This is a genomic window from Nitrosospira multiformis (genome assembly GCF_003050865.1).
GTDB lineage: Bacteria > Pseudomonadota > Gammaproteobacteria > Burkholderiales > Nitrosomonadaceae > Nitrosospira > Nitrosospira multiformis_E.
In genome coordinates this window covers 264159-288712 of record NZ_QAOK01000001.1, presented here as the reverse complement: position 1 = coordinate 288712, position 24554 = coordinate 264159, and the positions used below count along the sequence as shown (strand labels likewise).

Sequence of the window (24554 nt, the reverse complement as noted above, 5' to 3'; positions counted from 1 at the left end):
GCTGATGTGCGCTGGCATGACTGCCATCGGTAAAAGCCCAGGTCAGGTTCAACCACGAGCGCCTTGAAAATCTCGATCCACTTGCCTGCGGCAGACCAGGCATTGAAGCGCTTGTAAATTCTGTTCCAGCAGCCACACGCCTGGGGCAGATCCCGCCAGGGGCAGCCTGTACGTATCCGGTAGAGCATGGCCTCGACGGTCATGCGCAGATCAGGCTTGTCGTATATGGTCTTCTGCAGCAGAATCTTGTGCAGCTTCGACCAATGCTCGTCACTGAGCAGCAATCGGGGCATCGAAAAAAGAGCTCGCTCATCAGTAGTAGAACAAATCCAGGAAGCGCCCGCTAAATTCCTTCCGGATTTTCTTCCCTAATAAGAGATTTGAATCGTGAGCAATGCAAATTGCTCGCTTGAAAGGATCTTCCCGGTGGACGCGTTCATCAGAAAAGTAAGCAAATTCTGCTGAAAATCCATGTGCGCCGGCTATAAGCTTTATGTTCTTTTCAGTGTAAAAGGACGTGTGGTCAAGAAAATGCAGATAATGCCACCACTTTAGTTGTTCAATTCCCGATTCCTTGGATGCGTTAAAAATAGGGTCGGAATTTTGCGGGTACCAGAGACTGGTAGTAGCAAGTAACAAGCCCCGATCGGATATATGCTCAAAAAGCCATCTAAATGCTTCCTTTATATCTTCCCGAGCGTAGTGCTCCCATACCTCAACAGCAATTATCAGATCGAACCTTAATCCAGCCTTTTTAAAATAATCCGGTTGCTTTCCCGTGTTGATCGTATATTCGTCATAAATGGCATTTTCTGCTACATCTGAAGCCCAAACGTTGCTAAGTCCCTTATTCACAAGAAATTGGCGCGTGTTTGTATTCCCTGAACCGTAAATAAGAATGTTGCAATTCTCAGATAGGGAGGCGATCTTCATTCCAATACTTATGAGATCGAGTTCTCTATCTCGCCTTATACCAGTAACGTCGTCTTGATATGGTGTTGTCCGGAAATAATCACCACGGGTTCCCCTTTTTTCATTGGTGAAAATAAAGTCACAGCCCGGACATTGATAGACCACCTTTCTCGTGTTTACACCGCCGACCTCACGAACTTGATCAACTAGTACATTCTTCTCCCTATTATCATTACAAAAGGGACAGCTTTGGTTCTCTATTTGATAATTTAGGTCGATCGTCTTTTCTTTTAGTTGGGAGTCTGCATCCATCCATGGTATTGCCAGACAGCGGCCATCCCGACTGTAGGAGATCTCGCGGACCAGACGATAACCCACGTTACCTCCAAATGTTCTTAAAATTTTTTCTAGCATCAACCTAATTGCTCTTTTCATTCGACATCCTACCTATGAGCTATAAGAAATGCTAATTGGTCGGTTCTGAACAGATCAACTATGCCTGCTATTATCAGCACAGGCAGAGCACTGTCCGTACTGCGGTTATCGCTGCCCCGTTCATCTCAAGGGGTATTATTATAGGTGCCAGTGGCGCAGTTACGGCAATATCTACCTATCGTAATGTCTAAAATTTATTTGACCATTACAATATTGGGAGTTTGGTGTCTTTCTGGGTAGTTTTGAAGAGTTTTCCTGCTTTTCTCCTTACGGACGAAGGGAGTAAACGGTAAATTTCCTCTTGGAGAGAATGTTGGGTTATGAAAATACCTAGCAAGAGGCCTATGGTTCCAAGTAGTCCGGAGAGCAACAGGAAAAGCGCGATCGGAATGCCGAACTGATCAGGTTGAGTAAAATTGCGCAGCAATACTGGACCTGCAGCCGCGAAGGGTACCAAGAAATAACTTTTCCACGAACTCAGCCAGAAGCGGGACAGAGTGACGCCAAAGTTTCTATTAAGCGCTTGTAAGTAAACCAGCATTTCATATATACGAGCCAAAATCAAACAATAAACAAGATACTCCAAGGGCAACCAGATCGAAAGGCAAAGGAGAAATAAAAAGAAAGCTTGTATGAAGATTTGGCAACGCATTACGGCGCTAATATGGCCACACGCTATTAACGTGGGGGCAGCAAGAAGAGTCGGCGTTCGAAAGATTTCTGCTGCACATAGAACAATTGCAAGGCTCGCAGATTTTTGCCATTGTTCGCCAAACAGAAACAGGATCAAAAAGTCAGCAAGGAGGGTCAAGACGGCTATGAGGGGTGCAATGATGCCTACCAAGAGAGAAGTCGATCGATAATAAAGTTCTGCTGCGTTACCTCCCTCTCTAACACCCTGAGCAAGAGCAGGAAAATAAACTTGGCGAAACACTCCGACAAATTTTGCTATCACCATATTGGTAAGACTTGCTGCACGACTAAAGAATGCAACTGCGTCGAACCCGAGTGTTCGACCAAGTATAAGATCCGGGCCGCCTGCCCCCAGTTCTGCCACAATATAAGTAATACTTGATTTTGAACCAAAACCCAGTACTTCACAGAGACCCTTTCTCGTCGGAAGCAGTAAAGCGTACTCAGGACGAAGAAGGGATAAGAGCGTTACTGTTGTGAGATTGCCAGCGATCGATCCCCAAGCCATGCTCAGATAGCTCTCTCCGGCCCATGCTGTAGTGATGGTAACGGTGACTTGTACGCAAGTACTGGTGAGACTTACCGCCGCCACTTTTCCAAACTCCATTTGACGCTTCAGTAACGCGAGAATAGGCGAACCGAATGGAAGCACCACGAAATTAATTGCAAGCAAGGCCAATACCTGGGCAATTCCCGCATGCGCATAGAACGCGGCCAGGGGATCTTTAAGGATGAAGAGCAATGCCGCCATGCTCCAGGAAATTAGCAGCATAACGGTGAATATTGCGCGCAAGTGCCGCCGTGTAACCTCATGTAGCTGGACGAGATATTGGCCTACACCGAATTCGCGCAGTATGTGCGCAAACGCTATGACTGAGACAGCAACCGAAAAAACTCCTATCTCATCCGGTCTTAGAAGCCGTGAAACAACAATTGCACTTAGCAGCGAAAATAAGAAGGTGGCTATCTCAGCCAGTCCACTGATTCCCAGTGATCGGCGAACATTCATATGGATAGTTTTTTTGGTAGGATAACGTGAAGTATCGGGTTGGAATCAACGATTCCTCACCGCGGGAGGGTATTTTGAATACTTCAATTCATTTTGGAGTGCCACGAAACGAATAATAGATGGCACGAAGCAGACTCCTCGGATCGGATGAGAGACGCAGTTTTGTAATTAGTGCGGGGCAGTCCGCCGCAAGGTTCTCCAGGCCGTCAATATAAGCTTTTATGCCGAGCCTGGACAAATGATAGCGCCACGAACGGATATTTTTCATCAAATGCTGATCTGTCTTCTCGCGCTGCCTATCTGTGAGGACAATGTCATTCTCCCCGATTAATAACTGAAGACATGCCTTGACGCTTTGGCACGCAATGAACTCGCTATACTTGGGATGAGTAAGGTTATTTTCATGCCTGTGAATGTATGCAAGATCGTCGAGTTGGAACATGAACAAGCCTTCCTGGCTGAGGCGTAGCCAGAAAAGCCAATCCTCTCCAGAACGGAAGGCCGCCGGCATTCCCCCTGCCCGAAGTGCCGCGACGCGTCTAAAGCAGGAAGTGCAAGTGGGAATGATGCTTCCATTCAACAGCTTCGACTTTGCATCTGATAATTGATAGACCGAGCCATCCTGCACGGGAATTGCATCACGCTTGAGGTCGATGTAGCGCGCAACCAGGGCGTGCTGTTCTACTTCACTGGGTGTCACCACCGTTGCATCGGCGAAGCTCAGCACTGCATCGGGATATGTATCGAGTAGTGGAACAAGCCTGGTCAGCGTGGTTGGCACGTGCTCGTCATCGGAATCGAGAAACGCTACGTAAGCAGTGCGCGCGAGCTCTATTCCCCTGTTGCGAGCGGCAGCGGGGCCAGCGTTCCTTGTGAGCTTGACCACTCGAACAGGGAATACGTGACGATCACTCCATTCACTGACAACCTCGGCGGTATTATCGGTTGAAGCGTCGTCTACGACAATTATCTCTTTTGGCCATCTTATCTGATTGCGTACGCTGTCAAGCGCACGCGTTATGAGTTTGGACCGGTTATAAGCAGCGATGACAACAGTAACATCGAGCGGCAGAGCGGACGGATTTTTCTCGCCGGAATCGCATGTAACGGTGCTTTCTTGCAATAACAGATTTTTCATTTGAAGCTCATGTCCGGTGCTTTAACCCATACGGGGCAAGATTGAAAATGCTGGAACGCTCGCAGTGAGTCAAAACGACCCAGGTTCTATAATTCGTAGTTACCGTTTGTGGTCTGCCAGTATTGGTAGTAAGTAAGTGCAGCCCGCAGCGCATAGCCATAGTCGCCGAGCCTGAGCTTAGTCGCCCACCACATCAATTTAAGTTGTTTCTTATCCAGCAGCGGATCAGGAAAATCGCTGGCTGATAACATGGCAGCACTCACTTTGAGGAGGTTATTGCGCGCGGCCTGCTCGTGCGATCGGGAAGCAGGTGCAGTCCACTGGTCCGGCAGATCCTCCGGCACCGAAACGGGACTAGGAACGTGGCCTGCGTACGCCTGCCAGGGCACTGCAAGAACCGCGGGGTTAAAAAAGGAAAGCCATTTCACGTAAAACTCGTGATAAAGACAGGGCCTGGCCTCGATCCCGGTAATATGTTCGAGAAACTCGCTGTCGTAGAATGGAAGCTGGAACTCAAGCCTATGCTGGTCGATGGTTTCGAAATGCTGTTTCAGGTGATGATGGGGGCCATTAAGATTCAGAAAAATGTGGAATGCCCTTACCGGGTCGGGGTACCGAATGTCATCCAGTTCTTTTCGTAGTCTGGATTGGAGGTGTCCCCCAAATTGGGCGGCAATTTTTGGATTCAGTATTCTTGTAAGGATGCCTTTCTTTTGCTGCCGCAGGAAAATCTCGATTGCGCCATCCCGGTCGCCACGATACAAGGACTCTACAATTTCCGGACTCAAATATACGTGCCCAAGCCCGACACTTCCACCCTCGCCCGTCCAAGCGAGGTGAGGACGCTCGGTCTTTTTAATCCACTCCACTGACGTACGCCAGGCATCGGCCATCACAACTGACCAGTTCGGCCCGGGCTCGGTGGGTACCTCATGGTGGACCGCTCCAATCTTTCTCGCAAACTCCAGTCCAAACAACTGGTCTTGAGTGTCAGGCAGTGAAAAATTATAGGTCGCAACCTGAGCCCCTTCCGCGCGAAGGGCGGCCACCGTACAACGGGAATCAAGCCCTCCGCTGAGGTACGCGAACGTAGTCTTGTCCCCTTTGAGACGGCGGCGTACTGCAGCCTGGAATCGGTAATGCGTTTCTTTCAGTTCCGCTTCCTCGGAGGCCCGCGACGGGGGGATCAAGTCCCAGCGAAAATAACGGGAGGAGGAAGCACGACCTCTTTGAACCGTTACGACTTCACACGCTTGCAAGACTTTTATATCCGCATAAGGGGTTCTTCCGCTAAAGGGATATCCGAAACCTACCGTTTCCATGGCTGCAGTGACATCCATCTTTTTGGGAACATCCTGGATAGCCTCGAGGACCCTGAGCGCGCTGGAAAAGTAGAGGAAGTCTTTATGAATCACGTAGTAGAGTGGGCGAAGTCCCAGGCGATCAGTGATGAGTTGCGCCGTTCCGCTACCGGGGTCATGGTGAATCGCGCAGAATGTACCGCTTGCGGTCCTCAACCCGTCAAAATTGCCCCTGTCCCACTGGTTATGCAAAAACTCCAGTTGGCCGTCTCTTTCCAGGCAAGCGGCCTCTTTGCATGTTAGCAGGGGCTCACCAACGAGCATGGAGAAAGTGCCAGCAGACGAAACCCGACGAGCGGGCTGGCGAAACGCACCGATATCAACCTTGGCCAGAAAAGCTTGGGCATTATTAAATACGATCGGCTGGTCCGACGGATCACGGGAAATAGCTTGTCTAATAGCTTCGCAAGCCGAGTCAGAGATCGGTGCCTGTAGATTAAGACTTATGATCCCTGCAAGAATGGTCATCGACGGCCTCTCCTTTCCTCTTTATTTTTTAACCCGCAGATTTTGCTACTCTGGATGATGCTTTCGGTCCTGTTAGGTCCGTGCAGAATGGCATGTGACTTGCAATGATACGTTCTGGAAAAATTATAGAGGCGTGTTATGGGAAAAAATACTGTACCAAAGAACAGTTTTCGCATGGCTTGTGCGACCATATTATAGTAGTGTCTTTTCCTTCGTGAAGCACAAAACGCACGGGCGATCAAGCGAGGTCGTACCAGCTACTTAACAAGTGCTATTCTTTTACAGAAAGGTCGGGCCTACCGGGTTATTCGCTTATGGAACGCTTAAGGGCGGTATCAGGCGGCGTTTTGAACAACTACGCGATGAGGGTCGGTATCGACTCACATCCATGCACCGACGAAGGCTCGGACATACTGTATTTATCGTGGGTAACAGAGAGTTCAGCAAGGCACAAAAGATCTCATTGTAAACATTCTAAAGCACACTTCACGAACGTATGCAAAAGCCCAGGCTCCTTGAAACTGGCTGGAGGAGATGAGAATGAATCACCCATTAATGTGTTATCGTTCTCCAGTCCCGCGATCGCGCATGCTTGGGCGGTCCGGAACCATTTTTTCTTCTCGCCGGATAAATGCCTTAGCCATAAATAAGCCATAAATACTAAGGTCTGTTAACACATATTACACATGTCATTGTTTATAAAAGTTTTCTTTAGATGAAAGGATTCTGGGTAATGCTTTGAGTTCAATGAGTTACTTTGAAGTGTTAACAGGCCCTAATTCATGAAAATCACGTTTATCGGTCATGCGTCCATCTTAGTCGAGATGGGGAGCGTAACAGTTCTTTCTGATCCCTGGTGGCGCGGCCCGTGTTTTGGTGCTCAGTGGTGGAACTACCCGGAGCCTCATCTTGAGGCGCTTAAGGACTGTCGAATTGACTATATTTACATCTCCCATGGTCACCACGACCATTTTCATCCTGGAACCCTTCGCACTCTCAGCCGTGATTCGAAAGTTATAGTCGCCCGTGGGACGAGTCTTGCTTCTCCGGTCAGGGAGTTGGGTTTCGAGGTGGTAGAGCTAGGGGACGAGGATGTATTTGAGCCGGGTCCTGAAGGAGTGAGCATTCGTGTGATGGGAACGTATTCTGATGATACGCTAATGACCATTACAGACGGACGGGAGGTGTGCCTGAATCTGAATGACGCGCTGCACGCGGCGCCTGAAGCCGTGCAGGCGGAGTTTGTCGCCCGATTGAAGAAACTTTTTCCTCGAATCGAATACGTTTTCTGCGGTTATGGAGTCGCGTCACATTTCCCTAACTGCTATGTTATTCCCGGCAAGGATCGTGAAGCTACGGCTGCCAACCGGCAGCGATATTTCAATCGGCAGTGGGCCAAACTCATTGTGGAGCTCGAGCCGGCATTCGGGTTTCCTTTCGCAGCCGACGTGGTGTTTCTGGAAGAGGAATTATTCTGGGCCAATGAGCCTACTCATAACACTGAACGGCCTACCGACGCCTTCAAGAGCCTCAATCCGGAATCTCCGGTAACGACAATCGATATTGCCCCTGGCTTTGCGATCCAGAATGGTAACGTGTTGAGGGAGAGTTTCAGGAAACCGGTCAACGAGGCGAGTCTTCGGACAACCTTGCAAGATAAAATAGCGCGAGCCAATCGTTATGGACGCGTAAGCGAGATGGCAGTGAAGGAGGTGGCGGACTTGATACAAAAAAATCTTGAGATGTGCGCGTCGTACCTCCATAGCTACGAAGGGAACTATCGATTCTTGATCCGGTTCCGGAACAGTCAGTATGGCATCTGGATTGAAAAGCAGGGAAGAAATGTGATATCTGTTGTTATTGCTCTGGACGCCGCTCGTATGCCTGAATATGACGTAAGTTATACTACTCGCCTTCCGTACCTCAAATGGAGCCTCACCGAGCCTTTCGGTGACGAAATATTGTTCGTGGGATCGGGCGGTATTTTTGAGTACAAAGATCAATTGAAGGCGGGCGAGAACTTGCACCGGGAACTTGCCGAGCTTTTACGAAGAAGAGATGGACCGCCTCGTCCGCGGTATGGCAAATCTTCAAAAGTGGTTCATAACGCGAAACAAGCAATAAAGCAATTAATTGGGCGGCGTGACCAGGATTTATACAGTTTGGCAACCTGGACCGTATTCAAAGATGATCAGGTCAGATGACGCAACCATAAGCTATTTCCAACGCTCTCACATCCATTCGATTCATCAATGCCATTACTCGCACTGAAAGGGCATGTCAGGATAGGGGTCCTTTTCATATCCACCTTTCTTGTAAGAAGCTGTAACCACCGGCAAACCTGCCCATGAGAGACATACTCGTTACCCTTTTAGTCTTTGGCGGCTTGCCCTTTATCTTCAAGCGACCCTATATCGGCGTACTGATGTGGGTATGGATCAGTGTCATGAATCCTCACACCCAAGGCTGGGGATTCGCTACCACTTTTCCATTTGCCGCACTTATCGGAGCGGTAACGATAGCAAGCCTGCTTTTCACGAAAGAATTCAAAAATCTGCCTCTCACCCCGATTACCTGGGTTCTGATATTTTTTGTGTTGTGGATGAACGTGACGACGGTTTTCGCACTGTATCCGACTGAGGCTTATCTCCAGTGGAACAAGGTGATGAAGATCATGTTGATGACTTTTGTTACCTTTATGCTTATAAAGACGAAACAGCAAGTTCAACTCCTCATTTGGGTAATAGTCATATCGCTGGGTTATTATGGCGTGAAAGGAGGAATCTTTACGATAAAGGGTGGAGGAACCGATAGAGTGTGGGGCCCCGAAAATACTTTTATCGGGGGAAACAACGAGATCGCTCTCGCGCTGATCATGACTATTCCCCTGATGCATTATCTGCAATCCATCGTGCAGAAATCCTGGGCTCGGCACGCGTTTACAGTTGCCATGCTTCTGTGTGCGGTTGCAGCGCTTGGCTCTTATTCACGCGGCGCCTTGCTTGCGATTGCAGCCATGGGCATGTTTCTCTGGCTCAAAAGCCAGCACAAACTCGGCCTCGCATTGCTGGGCATCATGGCTATTCCCCCGCTGCTTGCGTTCATGCCGGAAGAGTGGACCCAGAGGATGGATACTATCAACACGTACGAGGAGGATGAATCGGTGCAGGGGCGCTTCAATGCCTGGTGGATGGCCTTTAATCTGGCCAAGGACAGGCCGCTGACGGGCGGTGGCTTCGAGGTGACAATGCCCGAGCTTTTTTACCGCTATGCCCCTGATCCCCTTGATATACATGCAGCACACAGCATTTATTTTCAGGTTTTGGGCGAACATGGGTTCGTTGGCCTAGGCTTATATCTATTACTCGGATTGCTGACATGGAGGGCGGGTTCGTGGATCGTACGCAATACCGCAAAACGGGATGGCTATAAGTGGGCCCACAGTCTCGCAACAATGATCCAGGTGAGCCTGATAGGTTTTTATGTAGGGGGCGCATTCCTCAGTCTTCTCTATTTTGACGTGCCTTATTACTTGATGGCTGCGATGGTCGCTATACGCGTGTTGGTGGAAAAAGGACTGAGAGAAGAAGGCGGGAAAGTTGTTGAAAAAGCGACTGATCAATCAGTTAGAACACCCCAGTTTGGGCAGGTGGCGTCATCGAATCAACAATTTTTTGTTCAAAACCCGGGCTCCAACAGCATGAGTGTCGGAAAGAGCTGATTTTATTTTATAAGAGTCATGTAAGTGTAATTGAGCCTCGTATGCAATTATCTGAATCGGACCATTCTGCCACCATCAACTCCAAAGCGAATTTGCTGCTGGCGAGCCGCGCCCTCCTGCGACTGTTTTCTCCCGGCGTGCTAGGCGGACGTCTGTCCATACTCATCTATCATCGCGTGCTGGCTCAGCAGGACCCGGTATTTCTGGATGAGAGCGATGCGGAAACCTTTGATCGGCAAATAGGGCAGCTTGCAGCGTGCTTCAATATATTGCCGCTCGATGATGCAATCCAGGGGCTTCGTAATGGAAAATTGCCTGCTCGCCCAGCCTGCATCACATTCGATGACGGGTACGCCGACAACGCGGAAATCGCTCTGCCGATTCTGCAGAAACACCGAGTTCCCGCAACCTTTTTTGTGGCAACCGGTTTTCTCGATGGCGGACGGATGTTTAACGACACGGTGATAGAATTGATCCGTCGCGCGCCGGGAAGCACCGTTGATCTTGAGAGCCTGGGTCTGGGAAAGTTTTCAATTGGAACTGTTCCGGAGCGTCGTCAAGCTATTTCCCAACTGCTGGATAAGCTCAAGTATTTGCCCTCCGAATCGCGGCAATCGGCTGTGGAGGCGATGTCGACGCTCATTCCGGTCGATCTGCCTCGTAACCTGATGATGACTTCGAGCCAGGTCAGAGAGTTGCACAACGCAGGAATGGAAATTGGCGGACATACGGTTAGCCATCCCATTCTGGCAAAAATGGAAAACAGCGCAGCTTGTGCTGACATTGCCAATGGCAAAGAGGTGCTTGAGAGCATTATTCGCGCTCCGGTGCGATTTTTTGCCTACCCGAACGGGAAGCCGGGAAGAGACTATTTGCCCGATCACGTCCGAATGGTAGAGAAGCTGGGCTTTGAGGCGGCGGTCTCAACTGCGCATGGGGCAGCAAGGAAAGACAGTGACCTGTACCAGCTCCCGCGTTTTACTCCCTGGGATAAGGGACCGGTGCGATTTGCCCTTCGGATGGCGCGAAATATGCTGAAAACTGTGGAAACGGTTTAATGTCTGATTATATAAAGGCTCCTGGTTTTTTTACTTTCGAAGTTAACCCTGGCTTCTCCACAAAAGAGGGAACGCCTGGAAATTTGTTCTTCTTTGTGAAATTCATATAAATCAAAATCAAGTTCCCCACGGCTATTTGCTCAACCTATGGAAAGACCTATTACAGGATTTGACAACGATAGTGACGGGGATCCGATCGCAATTCTCAGCTGTGGGCATGCTCAGCATGTGCGGCATAATCCCCCGTTTATCAATCGCCCCTGGGTTACATCCGCGCAGGGGCGCGGTGGCATGGTAGGAAAGACGCTTAACTGCGTTCGTTGCGATCAGTTCGAGTTGCCTGATTACTTTGTTCCGTACAAGCGCACGTCTGTCTTCACCGAGGAAACGGTGCCGGCCGCGTTGAGAAAAGACCACTCGACCAAAACCGGGGTATGGGGGAAGATCATCGTAGAAGCGGGGAAGCTTCGCTACCGGGTCGATATGTTGAATGTGGATACGGAATTATCTCCGGACATAACAGGAATCGTGGTACCTGAAGTTCTGCATAATGTAGAGCCTCTGGACACAGTCCGTTTTTTCGTGGAATTCTACAGGGCTCCCGATAAAGAAACCTAAGGAGCGCTTCCGGTACTTTCACTGCATGTTTCTTCCATATGTTCGGGGTAGAGCATCAGATAGGACTCGACCTCAGGCATAGCCGGTAAAGTGGTGGCAATCGCGACCGCCGAGCCTGGTCTCAAGCTCGAGTCGATAACCGGCGTGTAGCTCCCGATGGGAAGAAAGGTTGCATGAAACGAATTCTTCCAGTTCGAAAGGCCTCTGGAGGTGAGTCCGTAGTTCAGGGGATAGTCCGCCTGCACGGAATTGATAATGGGATTTTGATCTGAACCGGAATAATTAACACTTCCGCTAAGCTCGTTCCGCAGGAACGAATTTTCATGCGTCCACCAGAACGATCCTGGATGCTCTCCATCCAGAAATGAGACAATCCCGAGTCCATTGCCGCTACCTGCCCAATTGACGGCGTTCACGAGGTGTCCCAAGGCTCCGTCCCAGCAGTCAGGTGATGTTAACGCGGGAATGCATTTGCCACCGCGATTCGAATCTGCAGCGTCGTTGGAAATGTTTCCCGTATCCCCGCGAATCGCATGAAAATCGGCATCCGAAGCGGTAATAAAGGTTCGATCTTCGCGCGCAGCTTCTATAGCAGCTCGATTATCCAGAATGCCTGCAATCGGGAACCGCCGCTCAACCCTCTGGAGGGTCAGTGAGAAAAGCCTCGCCACTTTCAATCACGAGGACATCAAAGCTAGCTAATCGGGGCGGGCCAGAAGATTCCCAGTAGTGCAGGTTCCACTTGATACCGTTGGCCCGCGGAAGCGAGTGAACGATCTTCGCCAGTTGCGAGATTTTCTGTCGATATTTGGAGCGTGGATCATACGTATACCCCAGCACTTTGATTGACCGGGCATATGAGGGGGAAGTGAAAGCAAATCCGGCAGCAAGCGCAAGCGTGAGAATCCGGAAATAAATACATCTCATCCCGTCTCCTTGTCTGATAATTCCAAAGGTAAAACCACTACAACGCCTTTACCTTCACTTCACTTCACATCACGGGAAACTCTTGTTTCACGCATTTTGCCTGGTAATGAGTGCGGGGGAAGTGTAAATACCGTTCGATGGTTCATGCCGATGTTTCTGCCTTTACCCGCATTCCACCTCCCCGATGTCGGCGTATTCTTCACCATCTTAAGTTTTTTGCAGAGTTTCCGTGAATGAAAAGAGGTCTTTCCATTGACTGTTGTGCCCAAGCAGATTAGAATCCGCGTGTTTTAAATAGGTCAAGCCGGATTTAATTATTCAGGAGGCCTGGAAGAAGGAAACAAGCCGCGCTGGCCAAGGAATTGAATTAAAATCAGGTCTTCCACGAACACACGTTCAACGAGCTAAAGTCACTCTCAATATCTGTTTTTGTGACTGGCGCTTTCCGACGAAGCTCAGCAAATGCCCTGGATACGAAACAAGCCGGTACGCGTTGTCATGCGTTGGCAACTGATTGTCACACTGGCGATGGTGCTAACGTTGGGGTTGTTATGGGGATTCCACGGCGCAGTCTCGGCTTTTCTGGGTGGTGTGGTCAGCATTGTTTCTGCGGCGGCGTTTTCTGCAATTGTCTCCAGGTATCGCGGCTCCACTGCGGGCGGCATACTGGTCACGGCCCTGAAAGCAGAAGCGGTAAAAATAGTCATCACAGTTGCATTGCTCTGGCTGGTGATGACGCTCTACAAGGATGTCGTGGCGGTCGGCTTTATCGGGACCTTCATACTTACGGTTCTGATCTTCGGGCTGGCATTGTTCGTAACGGATGATGCAAAGGTTGTGCAAATAAAGCAATAAACAGTTGAGATAGGCAAATAAATGGCATCAGGTACAGAACTTACCCCAACTTCCTATATGGCGCATCACCTGACCAATCTGACGAGTTCGATCGGTGAGGGTGAATTCTGGACGTTGCATGTGGATACGCTCGTCATGGCGGCGCTGACCGGTATCATCAGCCTCGGTTTTCTCTGGTGGGTGGTGCGCGGTGCGACTTCGGGCGTTCCCAGCAAACGGCAGGCATTCGTGGAGCTTGCCATCGAATTCATCGATAATCAGGTCAAAAGCACTTTTCACGGAGACCGACATGCATTTGTAGCGCCTGCTGCGCTCACTGTGTTTGTGTGGGTGTTCATGATGAGCGCCATGGATTTCCTGCCGATCGATATCATGGCGAAGGGATACGAACTGGTGGGGCTGCATAACTGGCGCAGCGTGCCGACTGCCGACGTGAATACGACGTTCGCGCTGGCGCTCTCCGTATGGTTCCTGATGATCTTCTTCAACATGAAAGTCAAGGGCGTGGGCGGCTGGATACACGAATTGGTCTGCAGCCCCTTCGGCAAGAACCCTCTATTGTGGCCGATCAATATCCTGTTCAATCTGGTTGAATACATCTCCAAGCCGCTTTCGCATTCATTGCGGCTGTACGGGAATATTTATGCCGGAGAAATCATTTTTCTGCTGCTCGGCATGTGGGCTGCAACCGGCCTTGCCGGGACATTTTTCGGCACGCTGCTGAATGCAGGGTGGGCCATCTTCCATATCCTGATCGTCACATTGCAGGCATTTATCTTCATGATGCTGACGGTCGTTTATCTTTCCATGGCGCACGAGTCACACTGATTCTGCGTTGCTGTTCTTAACCAATTTCAATTACTACTAGAGAGGAAAACCAGATGGAGAATTTGCAATTCCTGGCTATGATTCAGGCATACACGGGCATTGGCATCGGCCTGATGATCGGTCTCGGCGCAGCCGGTGCCTGTATCGGTATCGGCATTATGTGCAGCAGCTTCCTGGAAGGCGCCGCACGTCAGCCGGAAATGATCCCGACGTTGCAAGGAAAAGTGTTCCTGCTGCTCGGTCTGATCGACGCGTCGTTCATTATCGGCGTAGGTCTCGCGATGCTTTTCGCGTTCGGCAACCCGTTGCTGGCCGTGATCAAGTAATAGTGATTGCTCCCGGTATCATTCCCAGAGGGTAGCCATGAACATAAACTTCACGCTTATTTCCCAGGCAATGGCGTTTGCCATCTTCATCTGGTTCACAGTCAGGTTTGTGTGGCCTCCATTGATGCGCGCAATCGAGAATCGCCAGAAAACGATCGCCGACGGCCTGGCTGCGGGCGAACGTGGCAAGCGCGAACTCGAACTGGCAAGTCAACGCTCAGGCGACGTCGTCCGGGAGGCCAAGCAGCGAGCGTCCGATATCATCGCGCAGGCGGAAAAGCGTGCCGCGGAGATCCTGGATGAAGCCAAGGTAGCCGCAAGAGAAGAGGGCGGCCGCATTCTTGTGGGTGCCAAGGCAGAGGTGGAGCAGGAAGTGTTTCGCGCAAAGGAAGTTTTGCGCCAACAGGTGGCGGACCTGGCGCTGGCGGGCGCCGCCAAGATTCTCCGGCGCGAGGTGGATGAAAAAGCGCACGCCGAACTGCTTGCATCCCTCAAGGCGGAGCTCTAGCCAATGGCCGAAACTCGCACGATTGCCCGGCCTTATGCGGAGGCTGTCTTCAAACTTGCAAAGAACCAGAACGATCTCGCCCGTTGGGCGGACACACTACAGTTGGCGGCCACTATCGCAGCCGACGAAAATATCCGTTCATTGATCGGCAACCCCAAGGTATCCTCCAGAAAACTGGGCGAACTTTTCTTGGGCATTTGCGGCGACAGGCTCAATGAAGAAGGCCGCAATTTCATCTTGCTGCTGGCGGAAAACGGCAGGCTTGAAATTTTGCCGGAGGTGAATGAGTTGTATGAGCAACTCAAGACCCGTCATGAAGGCGTGCTGGATGCCAAGGTTATTTCTGCTTTTGCCATGAGTGATGCTCAATTGAGGGATCTGGTGACTGATCTCGAGGCCAAATTCAAGCGCAAGATAGATGCAAAAGTGAGTGTCGACGCGGATTTGATAGGCGGCGTGATAGTCGAAATAGGCGATGAGGTGCTTGACGCCTCCGTGCGGGGAAAACTGGAAGCCATGGCTGTTGCACTTAAAAGCTAGGAGTTAACTGAAAAATGCATTTAAATCCATCCGAGATCAGTGAACTGATCAAAAGCAGAATTGAAGGGCTTGAAGCAACCGCCGAAGTCCGGACACAGGGCACGGTAGTTTCCGTGACCGACGGCATCGTGCGCATCCATGGGCTGTCGGATGTGATGCAGGGCGAAATGCTTGAGTTCCCTGGTAATACCTTCGGTCTTGCACTTAATCTGGAGCGCGACTCAGTAGGTGCGGTTGTTCTGGGCGAGTATGAGCACATTACCGAGGGCGACACCGTCAAGTGCACGGGCCGCATTCTTGAAGTTCCGGTAGGAGAGGAGTTGATCGGCCGTGTAGTCAACGCGCTGGGTCAGCCGATCGATGGCAAGGGGCCGATAACCACCAAGCGCTCAGAGCCGATAGAAAAGATTGCGCCGGGTGTCGTGTGGCGTCAATCGGTGAATCAGCCGGTGCAAACCGGACTGAAAGCGATCGATGCGATGGTTCCCATCGGGCGCGGACAGCGTGAACTGATCATTGGAGACCGTCAAACGGGAAAAACGGCCGTGGCCGTGGATGCAATCATCAATCAGAAGGGTGAGAACATGATTTGCATCTACGTTGCGATTGGTCAGAAAGCGTCGTCGATCAGTAACGTGGTGCGGAAGCTGGAAGAGCATGGGGCGATGGAATATACCATCGTCGTGGCTGCCACCGCTTCGGAGTCTGCCGCGATGCAGTTTATCGCCCCTTATTCCGGTTGCACGATGGGCGAGTATTTCCGCGATACCGGCAGGGACGCGCTGATTGTTTATGACGATTTGACCAAGCAGGCGTGGGCTTATCGCCAGATTTCCCTGTTATTGCGACGCCCTCCTGGTCGGGAAGCCTATCCGGGGGATGTGTTTTATTTGCACTCGCGGCTGCTCGAACGCGCTGCCCGCGTCAGCGCGGCCTATGTGGAAAAAGAGACGAATGGCGCAGTCAAAGGCAAGACGGGTTCGCTGACAGCCTTGCCTGTGATCGAAACCCAGGCAGGTGACGTGACTGCATTCGTTCCCACCAACGTTATCTCCATTACTGACGGCCAGATTTTTCTGGAGTCCGATCTGTTCAATGCGGGTATCCGGCCAGCTATCAACGCCGGAATCTCTGTCTCTCGCGTAGGGGGCGCCGCGCAGACCAAGGTAATCAAGAAACTGGGCGGCGGGGTGCGTCTCGCATTGGCGCAATACCGGGAACTCGCCGCGTTTGCCCAGTTCGCTTCCGATCTGGATGAAGCGACACGCAAGCAGCTGGAGCGCGGCAAGATGGTGACGGAACTGATGAAGCAGCCTCAGTACTCAACCTTGAGCGTGTCCGAAATGGCGCTTACCCTGTTTGCTGTCAACAAAGGGTACCTGGATGATGTGGAAGTGAGCCGCGCATTGGCCTTTGAGTCTGCGGTGAGGGGTTTCGTCCGTAGCAAGTATGGAGCGATTCTGGACAAGATAGAGACCACCAAGGATCTGGATGCGGAAACCGAGAAGGAACTCGATGCGGCAATCCAGGATTTCAAGAAGAACGGAACATACTGACCGATGGCAGGCAGCAGGGAAATACGCAACAAGATCAAAAGCGTGAAGAACACGCAGAAGATCACGCGCGCGATGGAAATGGTGGCTGCATCCAAGATGCGCCGGGCACAGGAACGCATGAAAAAAGCCCGGCCATACGGCGAGAAGATTCGCAACGTCGCAGCCCACATGAGCCGTGCTTACACCGAATACCGCCATCCGTTCCTGATAGAACGCGATACGGTAAAGCGCATCGGTATCATTGTGGTTACCTCCGACAAGGGTTTGTGCGGTGGACTCAACACAAACGTGCTGCGCATGGCGGTAAGCAAGATGAAAGCCTGGGAAGCCGAAGGCGAGCAGATCGAGGTGTGCTGCATCGGCAACAAGGGGTTGGGGTTCATGAACCGTATGGGCGCCAATGTCATCTCGCATGTCGTGAGCCTCGGCGATGCGCCCGATCTGGAGCGGCTGATCGGTGCAATAAAAATATTGCTGGATGGCTATAACCAGGACCGTTTCGACCGTGTATATCTTTTTTATACCCGCTTCATCAACACGATGAAACAGGAACCGGTGATGGAGCAGTTGCTCCCGCTTTCCGATGAACGTCTCAGAGCCAGTGATGGACCGACCGGACAGCGCGGCGTATGGGATTACATTTATGAACCCGAAGCCAAGCCCGTCATCGATGACGTCATGGTGCGATACGTCGAGGCGCTGATTTATCAGGCATTGACGGAAAATATTGCATCCGAGCAATCTGCGCGCATGGTGGCGATGAAGGCTGCCTCGGACAATGCCGGGAACGTCATCAACGAACTGACGCTGATTTACAACAAATCGCGGCAGGCCGCTATTACCAAGGAATTGTCCGAGATTGTCGGTGGCGCGGCGGCCGTTTAAATAATTTGAATTGATTTTTTAGGGAACAATATGAACCAGGGAAAAATTGTTCAGTGTATCGGCGCGGTGGTTGACGTCGAGTTTACGCGGGAAGAGATGCCCAAGGTATATGACGCGCTCGTTCTTGAAGGATCGGAACTCACACTCGAAGTGCAGCAGCAGTTGGGTGACGGCGTCGTTCGCACGATTGCGCTCGGCTCCTCCGAGGGGTTGCGGCGCGGCATGATGGTAACAAACACTGGTGACCAGATTCGTGTTCCTGTCGGCACCAAAACCCTGGGGCGGATCATGGATGTTCTGGGTACGCCAATAGACGAAATGGGACCTATCGGCGCCGAGCAGAACAGATCAATCCATCAGAAAGCCCCTGCCTTTGACGAATTGTCCGCGTCTACCGAACTGCTGGAAACAGGGATCAAGGTTATCGATCTCGTTTGTCCCTTTGCCAAGGGCGGCAAGGTGGGACTGTTCGGCGGCGCCGGTGTGGGAAAGACCGTGAACATGATGGAGTTGATCCGCAACATCGCCATTGAGCATAGTGGATATTCCGTATTTGCGGGTGTGGGGGAGCGTACTCGGGAAGGGAATGACTTCTACCATGAAATGAAGGATTCCAACGTGCTCGACAAGGTGGCGCTGGTATACGGCCAGATGAATGAGCCGCCCGGCAACCGGTTGCGGGTCGCGCTTACAGGCCTGACCATGGCGGAACACTTCCGTGACGAAGGTAGGGACGTGTTGCTGTTCGTGGATAATATCTATCGTTTCACCCTGGCCGGTACGGAAGTATCCGCGTTGCTGGGCCGGATGCCATCGGCTGTGGGTTATCAGCCGACGCTGGCTGAGGAAATGGGCCGTTTGCAGGAGCGCATCACCTCCACCAAGTCGGGCTCCATTACCTCCATTCAAGCCGTGTACGTGCCCGCGGACGATTTGACCGACCCATCACCTGCTACAACCTTCGGTCACCTGGATGCTACCGTCGTGCTCTCGCGTGATATTGCTTCGCTGGGGATCTATCCAGCGGTTGACCCTCTCGATTCGACCTCGCGTCAGCTTGATCCTCTCGTGGTGGGCGAAGAGCACTACTCGACTGCCCGGGCTGTGCAGCAAACCCTGCAACGCTATAAGGAATTGCGTGACATCATTGCAATTCTAGGAATGGATGAGCTTTCTCCTGAAGATAAGCTGGCTGTGGCAAGGGCACGCAAAATTCAGCGGTTCCTTTCACAACCCTTCAACGTGGCCGAGGTGTTTACCGGCGCGCCGGGAAAATACGTACCTCTGAAAGAGACCATCAAAGGCTTCAAGGGCATTGTGTCGGGAGAATACGACCACCTGCCCGAGCAGGCCTTTTACATGGTTGGGGGCATAGACGAGGCGGTTGAAAAAGCCAAAACCTTGCAATGATCGAGTTGATGAATCGGGTGACCGGATAAAACGGTCGTTCCGATTCAATGATGAATGGGAACTAAAATGGGCGTGTTTCACGTTGATATCGTCAGCGCGGAGGAATCCATTTACTCCGGTCCGGCTGAATTCCTGGTTGCGCCCGCAGAAGGGGGAGAGGTGGGTATTTATCCCCAACACACTCCCATGCTGACGCGCATCAAACCCGGATCAGTACGCATCAAGGCGCCTCTGAAAGAAGAGGAACTGGTGTATGTTTCCGGTGGCATGCTTGAAATCCAGCCGGATGTCGTCACTATCCTCGCTGACACCGCGGTACGCGGCGCCGACCTCGATGAAGCAAAGGCCATCGAGGCCAAGAAGCGTGCGGAAGAAGCGGTGAGGGATAGAGCCTCCGCTCTGGATTACGCACGGGCTCAGGCGGAGCTGAGCGAGGCGATCGCGCAACTGGCCGCGATCCAGAAATTACGGAAACGCGGGCACTGATATTTAGATCAGAACTGAAAAAGGGCGGAAATACCGCCCTTTTTCAGTTCTGCGCGAATCAATTCCTGAAATTCAAACTGGCGAGAGTCAATAGCTTACGCTTAATTGAACCGCCTGCTTCCCGGAAAAGCACAAGTATTTCTGCTTCGAGGCACAGCCGGACTTGAGTATGTCTGGTCTCGTGTCCCCTGTTCATTACGGGAAGTCCGGGTGGGGATACTTCAATCAGGTCAGCTTGACCGCACAGCTCCAGTTGGACACTCTATTTGGATTTGTGCCAGTTATATGATAAATTAACTTGGTTTTCATTCGTAAATTCCGCTTCAACCTTAACTTCCGGCAGCTGATCTGCCTTTGCGGGTCGAATATTACACGTTCCCGCATGTCCTGATATCTTCATGAATGTGTCCAAACTGAACATCGTCGTTCTTGCTGCCGGTCTCGGAAAACGCATGTACTCTGCCCTGCCAAAAGTGTTGCATCCCCTGGCAGGCAAACCTCTCCTGATGCACGTGCTCGATACCGCCCGAACATTATTGCCCCACACAACTTGTGTCATTTACGGACATGGGGGTGAGACAGTCCCGCAGACGATAGCGGATGAAAGCCTTGTCTGGGCGCAACAGATCCCCCAACTCGGCACGGGTCACGCAGTGATGCAGGCGCTGCCTCATATCGAGAAAGAGGGCGTTACACTTATTCTGTATGGCGACGTGCCTCTGACCAGCGTCGAAACATTAAAAAAGCTGATTGCGACGGCGGGAGAGCATACGTTAGGTTTGCTGACGGTAGAACTTCCTGATCCAGCCGGCTACGGTAGAATTGTTCGGCATAGCGAAACGGGTGAAGTTGCCGCCATTGTCGAGGAAAAAGACGCCAGCGAATCCCAGCGCAAGATCGGTGAAATCAATACGGGCATCATGGCGGTTCCAAATCGCTATCTTCACCGCTGGTTATACAAACTTGAAAACAGCAATGCGCAAGGTGAGTATTACCTGACCGATATTGTCGCGATGGCTGTGAAGGATGGGGTAAAGGTAGAAACGGTCAGTCCCGCTTATGTATGGGAAACCACCGGGGTCAACAGCAAGGTTCAGCTCGCCGCGCTGGAACGCATCTATCAGACAGCGCAGGCCAATAAATTGCTGGAGCAGGGTGTAGCGCTGGCTGATCCGTCACGCATCGATATCCGCGGTAAACTTTCTTGCGGTAGAGACGTTATGATCGATATCAACTGCATATTTGAAGGTGACGTTCAACTGGATGATGGTGTAAGAGTGGGTGCTCACACCATACTGAAAGACGTGCGGGTAGCCGCTAATTCGATAATCGCGCCCTTCAGTTTGATAGAGGCTACGGAAATTGGTCGAAATTGCCGTATCGGTCCTTATGCCCGTATTCGTCCGGGCACCCGGCTGGAGGACGAAGTTCACATCGGCAATTTCGTCGAAGTCAAGAACAGCGCCCTTGCGGCCGGCAGCAAGGCAAACCACTTGAGCTACATCGGAGATGCCGTAGTGGGCAGGAGCGTCAACATCGGCGCTGGGACGATTACCTGCAATTATGACGGCGCCAACAAATACCAGACCATCATCGAGGATGATGTCTTTGTCGGCTCCGATACCCAGTTGATAGCACCGGTCAGAGTTGCCCGCGGTTCCACTATCGGCGCGGGTTCGACCATTACCAAGGATACGCCACCTGATATGTTGACGCTTTCGCGAGCGAAGCAGTTGAGTATCGATGGGTGGAAACGGCCGGTAAAAAAATTGAAGCCTAAAAACTGAGCATAGCCTTTTACCTTTTTCCACCGGTTTTCTTGGACCACGCCAATTGCTGGTATCTGTAAGAAAGGAGTCTTTTGATGTGTGGAATCGTCGGTGCAGTCGCAAAAACCAATATCGTCCCCACTCTGATTGAAGGCCTGCGCCGACTGGAATATCGCGGATATGATTCAGCCGGCATTGCCTTGAACAATGGTCGCCTGCACCGGTTACGCACCACGGGACGAGTCGCTGAGCTCAGCAAGCTTGCGGATGAGCACCACTTCAGCGGGGACGTGGGTATTGCCCATACCCGCTGGGCTACGCACGGCGCTCCATCCGAGCGCAACGCCCATCCTCATTTTTCCGGAGAGACGTCCAGGGTGGCGGTGGTGCATAACGGCATCATCGAAAATCACGAGGTGCTGCGCCTGCGTTTGCAGGAGGCAGGGTTCGAATTCAGTTCCGATACCGATACGGAAGTCATCGCTCACCTCATTTCGTTTCATCTCCGGGAAAACCCTGATTTATTCGAAGCGGTATGCCGTTCGGTGGGCGAGTTGCGTGGTGCCTATGCAATTGCAGTAATGGAGGAAGCAAGGCCGGAGCGCCTCATCGTTTGCCGCAATGGAGCGCCATTGCTGCTTGGTTTGGGCGAAAATGGAATCTACGCCGCCTCGGATGCTTCCGCCTTGCTGCAGGTTACCCGGCGCATGATCTATCTGGAAGAGGGCGATGTCGCCGAATTGCGGCAAGATAGCTACCGCATCATCAACTGCCGTTACGACGGCGCACGCGCAGTGGTCGCACGAGCGGTGCAGGAAAGTGAGCTGACAAACGAGGCGGTGGAGTTGGGTCCGTATGCCCACTTCATGCAGAAGGAAATATTCGAGCAACCCGGCGTCGTGGCGAACACGCTGGAAATGGTGCTCAATGTGCAATCCATCTCTCCGCGCCTGTTTGGCACCGAGGCGGAGAACATCTTCAAAAATACCAGAAGCATCCTCATTCTGGCCTGCGGCACCAGCTACCACGCTGGTGTTGTCGCCCGCTACTGGCTTGAAACCGTGGCGGGAATCCCTTGTAATGTCGAAATCGCGAGCGAATATCGCTACCGTAACCCGGCGGTTGGAGCCGACACCCTGATCGTGGGCATCTCTCAATCCGGAGAAACGGCGGATACCTTGGCCGCCCTGAGTTATGCAAGATCACTCGGGCATCGTTACAGTCTGGGGATCTGCAATGTGGCCGAAAGCGCGCTCGTGCGCCAGACGGATTTGCGTTTTCTCACCCGGGCAGGCCCGGAAATCGGTGTGGCCTCGACCAAGGCGTTCACCACACAGCTTGCGGCGTTGATGCTGCTCACCATGACCCTGGCGAAATTGAATGGCAAACTGTCGGGTGAGAGTGAGCGTCAGATGATTGCTGCGCTGCGCCACCTGCCTGTCGCGCTTCAGCATAGCCTCCAGGTGGAGTCGCAGGTGAAAGCCTGGGCGGAGAAGTTCGCCGAGAAACGCCACGCCCTGTTTCTTGGGCGTGGGATGCACTACCCCATTGCACTGGAGGGGGCGCTCAAGCTCAAGGAAATTTCCTATATCCATGCCGAAGCCTATGCTGCCGGGGAATTGAAGCATGGCCCGCTTGCGCTGGTGGATAAGGATATGCCCGTGGTGGCCATCGCCCCCAACGATGCGCTGCTGGAAAAACTCAAGTCAAACCTGCAGGAAGTACGCGCCCGTGGAGGTGAACTCTACGTTTTCGCCGATGCCGATTCCCACATTCAGGAAAGTGAAGGTGTGCACATCATTCGTCTGGCGGAACACGCAGGACTGCTCAGTCCCATCCTCCACACCATTCCTCTGCAGCTTCTCGCCTACCACGTCGCGTTGCAAAAAGGTACAGATGTGGATAAACCGAGAAACCTGGCGAAATCAGTGACAGTGGAGTAAGAAGTATCTATTGAACTGACTGTTGGCTAGAGCCGGTTATTCAGACATATAGCCGCCATCTTGGTGGCAGTGCATCAGAGAACACTTAGAGCCTCACGCGCTTTGTTCCAGAAGGGTATAGAGATAGTGTACGGCCTGATCCCCGGCGTGGCTGTACCGAACCTTCGCGTCATAATACAGGGCTATAACAGCGGATACGCTGTCCTGGTAGATTTCGAACCCATCCACATCTGCCTCACGAAAGAAAAATCTTCCATCCATCGCGATGACATCTTCGGCCACGGAGCCGTGTTCTTCCGGATTATCTTTTTCAAATTCCTGCAAGTGTTCGTTGTGCATTACAAAGTCATCAGAAACGGTGAAACAGCCGTTTTCCTCGACTGCGTGGATCAGGCATGACAGCAGCAGGACAAGCCTTCTCCTGTCGAGCCCCGATACTTGCTCCCGGGCTTGCCGGCGCACATAATCATCCGGGTACATCAAACGATCCACTACTGCGTCGATTACCGCATCCTCCATGGCAAAAAAAGACCACGCATAGCGTGGTACAACGGTAACGATAGCGGTATCTGCCTTCAGCGTCTCGATAATGGACTCAATTTTTTCCTGCTGCTTTTCATCGTCGGTACAAAGCAGCAGGAAATATCTTTCCAGCAGCGCGTCGTAATCTTTCTGCAATTCGCGAATCTGAGCGCCTATTTTTGTTGCCTGATTACCACCTGCCGCCAATTCATCGCTCGAGATCAGGCGCATCCCGATGAACCGGTCCGTACCTCCTGAAAGAGATTCGCTCGAGTATCTCATCCCTATGTCCGTTCCGCTCTCTCCTGCGCGCCAGAGGTACCAGGTCACAGGAATATACTTATCGAATGAGGCGAAGATACGTTCGGCTTTGGCATAAAACCGACCATATAGATCCTGACAATTTACGTGACAGAAGCCCTGAGTATCAGCAGGCTGCGCCCGGGCATGACTGACCAGTTCTGCAAGAATCGTTGCTGGCGTAACCTGATCCCTGATCTGCATTTTATCCGTCCTCATAACCGTGAATAGGAATTGTCCGAGCAAAACAGCCGCTTACATACCATTCTGCCCGCCTGAAGCGGAA

At 51.8% G+C, this 24554-nt stretch carries 22 protein-coding genes and 1 pseudogene; 15 read left to right on the top strand and 8 right to left on the bottom strand.

What is annotated here, in order from left to right; all coding sequences use genetic code 11:
- The 5 genes and pseudogenes from C8R21_RS01245 to C8R21_RS01225 all read right to left on the bottom strand — a co-directional run.
- A pseudogene (locus C8R21_RS01245) lies at window positions 1–293 on the bottom strand (transposase); the annotation flags it as partial.
- A gap of 19 nt (window positions 294–312) precedes the next feature.
- Window positions 313–1347, bottom strand: coding sequence for a methyltransferase domain-containing protein (locus tag C8R21_RS01240; protein ID WP_107761061.1), 1035 nt, complete (start codon window positions 1345–1347; stop codon window positions 313–315).
- Window positions 1348–1552: 205 nt separating this feature from the next.
- Window positions 1553–3049: an oligosaccharide flippase family protein gene (locus C8R21_RS01235; RefSeq protein WP_107761060.1), complete on the bottom strand. Its 1497-nt coding sequence runs from the start codon at window positions 3047–3049 to the stop codon at window positions 1553–1555.
- A gap of 88 nt (window positions 3050–3137) precedes the next feature.
- On the bottom strand, window positions 3138–4187 hold the full coding sequence (locus C8R21_RS01230; protein ID WP_107761059.1) for a glycosyltransferase family 2 protein: 1050 nt from the start codon (window positions 4185–4187) through the stop codon (window positions 3138–3140).
- A gap of 86 nt (window positions 4188–4273) precedes the next feature.
- The gene (locus C8R21_RS01225) at window positions 4274–6016 is read right to left on the bottom strand and encodes an asparagine synthase-related protein (RefSeq protein WP_107761058.1); all 1743 of its coding nucleotides are present in this window, start codon (window positions 6014–6016) and stop codon (window positions 4274–4276) included.
- 782 nt (window positions 6017–6798) lie between these two features.
- On the opposite strand from C8R21_RS01225, the gene C8R21_RS01220 reads away from it, so the two are divergent.
- The 4 genes from C8R21_RS01220 to C8R21_RS01205 all read left to right on the top strand — a co-directional run bounded on the left by C8R21_RS01220 (window position 6799) and on the right by C8R21_RS01205 (window position 11413).
- On the top strand, window positions 6799–8220 hold the full coding sequence (locus C8R21_RS01220) for an MBL fold metallo-hydrolase (protein WP_107761057.1): 1422 nt from the start codon (window positions 6799–6801) through the stop codon (window positions 8218–8220).
- A 143-nt stretch (window positions 8221–8363) separates the two neighbouring features.
- Window positions 8364–9737: a putative O-glycosylation ligase, exosortase A system-associated gene (locus C8R21_RS01215; RefSeq protein ID WP_107761056.1), complete on the top strand. Its 1374-nt coding sequence runs from the start codon at window positions 8364–8366 to the stop codon at window positions 9735–9737.
- 41 nt (window positions 9738–9778) lie between these two features.
- On the top strand, window positions 9779–10795 hold the full coding sequence (locus tag C8R21_RS01210; RefSeq protein ID WP_219906585.1) for a polysaccharide deacetylase family protein: 1017 nt from the start codon (window positions 9779–9781) through the stop codon (window positions 10793–10795).
- A gap of 147 nt (window positions 10796–10942) precedes the next feature.
- Window positions 10943–11413, top strand: a complete 471-nt coding sequence (locus tag C8R21_RS01205; protein ID WP_107761055.1) for a DUF3565 domain-containing protein — start codon at window positions 10943–10945, stop codon at window positions 11411–11413.
- Here the strand turns inward: C8R21_RS01205 and C8R21_RS01200 are convergent.
- Both C8R21_RS01200 and C8R21_RS15590 read right to left on the bottom strand, forming a co-directional pair.
- Window positions 11410–12084, bottom strand: coding sequence for a hypothetical protein (locus tag C8R21_RS01200; RefSeq protein WP_146162425.1), 675 nt, complete (start codon window positions 12082–12084; stop codon window positions 11410–11412). The two genes, C8R21_RS01205 and C8R21_RS01200, sit on opposite strands and share 4 nt — an antisense overlap.
- A complete protein-coding gene (locus C8R21_RS15590) occupies window positions 12047–12340 on the bottom strand; it encodes a hypothetical protein (RefSeq protein WP_146162424.1) in 294 nt (97 codons plus the stop codon). Before C8R21_RS15590 ends, C8R21_RS01200 begins: the two co-directional genes overlap by 38 nt.
- Before the next feature lie 462 nt (window positions 12341–12802).
- Between C8R21_RS15590 and C8R21_RS01195 the strand changes: the two genes are divergently transcribed.
- The 11 genes from C8R21_RS01195 to glmS all read left to right on the top strand — a co-directional run bounded on the left by C8R21_RS01195 (window position 12803) and on the right by glmS (window position 23446).
- Window positions 12803–13195, top strand: a complete 393-nt coding sequence (locus tag C8R21_RS01195) for an ATP synthase subunit I (protein ID WP_107761053.1) — start codon at window positions 12803–12805, stop codon at window positions 13193–13195.
- A gap of 21 nt (window positions 13196–13216) precedes the next feature.
- Window positions 13217–14023, top strand: a complete 807-nt coding sequence (atpB, locus tag C8R21_RS01190) for a F0F1 ATP synthase subunit A (RefSeq protein WP_107761052.1) — start codon at window positions 13217–13219, stop codon at window positions 14021–14023.
- Between the two features lie 53 nt (window positions 14024–14076).
- Window positions 14077–14349 (top strand): F0F1 ATP synthase subunit C, encoded by a 273-nt coding sequence (gene atpE / locus C8R21_RS01185; RefSeq protein ID WP_011379667.1) that lies wholly within the window; start codon window positions 14077–14079, stop codon window positions 14347–14349.
- A 37-nt stretch (window positions 14350–14386) separates the two neighbouring features.
- Entirely contained in the window at window positions 14387–14857 is a 471-nt protein-coding gene (locus tag C8R21_RS01180; protein WP_107761051.1) for a F0F1 ATP synthase subunit B, read from the top strand.
- 3 nt (window positions 14858–14860) lie between these two features.
- Window positions 14861–15397 (top strand): F0F1 ATP synthase subunit delta, encoded by a 537-nt coding sequence (locus tag C8R21_RS01175; RefSeq protein ID WP_107761050.1) that lies wholly within the window; start codon window positions 14861–14863, stop codon window positions 15395–15397.
- Window positions 15398–15411: 14 nt separating this feature from the next.
- Window positions 15412–16953 (top strand): F0F1 ATP synthase subunit alpha, encoded by a 1542-nt coding sequence (gene atpA, locus C8R21_RS01170; protein WP_107761049.1) that lies wholly within the window; start codon window positions 15412–15414, stop codon window positions 16951–16953.
- A 3-nt stretch (window positions 16954–16956) separates the two neighbouring features.
- Entirely contained in the window at window positions 16957–17838 is an 882-nt protein-coding gene (gene atpG, locus C8R21_RS01165; RefSeq protein ID WP_074973956.1) for a F0F1 ATP synthase subunit gamma, read from the top strand.
- A 30-nt stretch (window positions 17839–17868) separates the two neighbouring features.
- Entirely contained in the window at window positions 17869–19248 is a 1380-nt protein-coding gene (gene atpD / locus C8R21_RS01160) for a F0F1 ATP synthase subunit beta (protein WP_074704915.1), read from the top strand.
- 66 nt (window positions 19249–19314) lie between these two features.
- On the top strand, window positions 19315–19734 hold the full coding sequence (locus tag C8R21_RS01155; RefSeq protein WP_074973958.1) for a F0F1 ATP synthase subunit epsilon: 420 nt from the start codon (window positions 19315–19317) through the stop codon (window positions 19732–19734).
- A 398-nt stretch (window positions 19735–20132) separates the two neighbouring features.
- Window positions 20133–21521: a bifunctional UDP-N-acetylglucosamine diphosphorylase/glucosamine-1-phosphate N-acetyltransferase GlmU gene (gene glmU / locus C8R21_RS01150; protein WP_219906584.1), complete on the top strand. Its 1389-nt coding sequence runs from the start codon at window positions 20133–20135 to the stop codon at window positions 21519–21521.
- A 77-nt stretch (window positions 21522–21598) separates the two neighbouring features.
- Complete coding sequence (gene glmS, locus C8R21_RS01145) at window positions 21599–23446, top strand: glutamine--fructose-6-phosphate transaminase (isomerizing) (RefSeq protein ID WP_107761048.1); 1848 nt, start codon at window positions 21599–21601, stop codon at window positions 23444–23446.
- Window positions 23447–23539: 93 nt separating this feature from the next.
- On the opposite strand, the gene C8R21_RS01140 is transcribed toward glmS, so the two are convergent.
- On the bottom strand, window positions 23540–24472 hold the full coding sequence (locus C8R21_RS01140; protein ID WP_107761047.1) for a hypothetical protein: 933 nt from the start codon (window positions 24470–24472) through the stop codon (window positions 23540–23542).
- Window positions 24473–24554: the final 82 nt, after the last annotated feature.

What these genes read in the sequence shown, in the direction of transcription:
- C8R21_RS01210 (WP_219906585.1), top strand. Translation starts at nt 9,779, where the DNA reads ATGCAATTATCTGAATCGGACCATTCTGCCACCATCAACTCCAAAGCG.
- C8R21_RS01225 (WP_107761058.1), bottom strand. Translation starts at nt 6,016, where the DNA reads ATGACCATTCTTGCAGGGATCATAAGTCTTAATCTACAGGCACCGATC.
- C8R21_RS01140 (WP_107761047.1), bottom strand. Translation starts at nt 24,472, where the DNA reads ATGCAGATCAGGGATCAGGTTACGCCAGCAACGATTCTTGCAGAACTG.
- glmS (WP_107761048.1), top strand. Translation starts at nt 21,599, where the DNA reads ATGTGTGGAATCGTCGGTGCAGTCGCAAAAACCAATATCGTCCCCACT.
- atpA (WP_107761049.1), top strand. Translation starts at nt 15,412, where the DNA reads ATGCATTTAAATCCATCCGAGATCAGTGAACTGATCAAAAGCAGAATT.
- C8R21_RS01230 (WP_107761059.1), bottom strand. Translation starts at nt 4,187, where the DNA reads ATGAAAAATCTGTTATTGCAAGAAAGCACCGTTACATGCGATTCCGGC.
- C8R21_RS01240 (WP_107761061.1), bottom strand. Translation starts at nt 1,347, where the DNA reads ATGAAAAGAGCAATTAGGTTGATGCTAGAAAAAATTTTAAGAACATTT.
- atpE (WP_011379667.1), top strand. Translation starts at nt 14,077, where the DNA reads ATGGAGAATTTGCAATTCCTGGCTATGATTCAGGCATACACGGGCATT.
- C8R21_RS01235 (WP_107761060.1), bottom strand. Translation starts at nt 3,049, where the DNA reads ATGAATGTTCGCCGATCACTGGGAATCAGTGGACTGGCTGAGATAGCC.
- atpG (WP_074973956.1), top strand. Translation starts at nt 16,957, where the DNA reads ATGGCAGGCAGCAGGGAAATACGCAACAAGATCAAAAGCGTGAAGAAC.
- C8R21_RS01175 (WP_107761050.1), top strand. Translation starts at nt 14,861, where the DNA reads ATGGCCGAAACTCGCACGATTGCCCGGCCTTATGCGGAGGCTGTCTTC.
- atpD (WP_074704915.1), top strand. Translation starts at nt 17,869, where the DNA reads ATGAACCAGGGAAAAATTGTTCAGTGTATCGGCGCGGTGGTTGACGTC.
- C8R21_RS01195 (WP_107761053.1), top strand. Translation starts at nt 12,803, where the DNA reads ATGCCCTGGATACGAAACAAGCCGGTACGCGTTGTCATGCGTTGGCAA.
- C8R21_RS01220 (WP_107761057.1), top strand. Translation starts at nt 6,799, where the DNA reads ATGAAAATCACGTTTATCGGTCATGCGTCCATCTTAGTCGAGATGGGG.
- C8R21_RS01205 (WP_107761055.1), top strand. Translation starts at nt 10,943, where the DNA reads ATGGAAAGACCTATTACAGGATTTGACAACGATAGTGACGGGGATCCG.
- glmU (WP_219906584.1), top strand. Translation starts at nt 20,133, where the DNA reads ATGAATGTGTCCAAACTGAACATCGTCGTTCTTGCTGCCGGTCTCGGA.
- C8R21_RS01155 (WP_074973958.1), top strand. Translation starts at nt 19,315, where the DNA reads ATGGGCGTGTTTCACGTTGATATCGTCAGCGCGGAGGAATCCATTTAC.
- atpB (WP_107761052.1), top strand. Translation starts at nt 13,217, where the DNA reads ATGGCATCAGGTACAGAACTTACCCCAACTTCCTATATGGCGCATCAC.
- C8R21_RS15590 (WP_146162424.1), bottom strand. Translation starts at nt 12,340, where the DNA reads ATGAGATGTATTTATTTCCGGATTCTCACGCTTGCGCTTGCTGCCGGA.
- C8R21_RS01215 (WP_107761056.1), top strand. Translation starts at nt 8,364, where the DNA reads ATGAGAGACATACTCGTTACCCTTTTAGTCTTTGGCGGCTTGCCCTTT.
- C8R21_RS01180 (WP_107761051.1), top strand. Translation starts at nt 14,387, where the DNA reads ATGAACATAAACTTCACGCTTATTTCCCAGGCAATGGCGTTTGCCATC.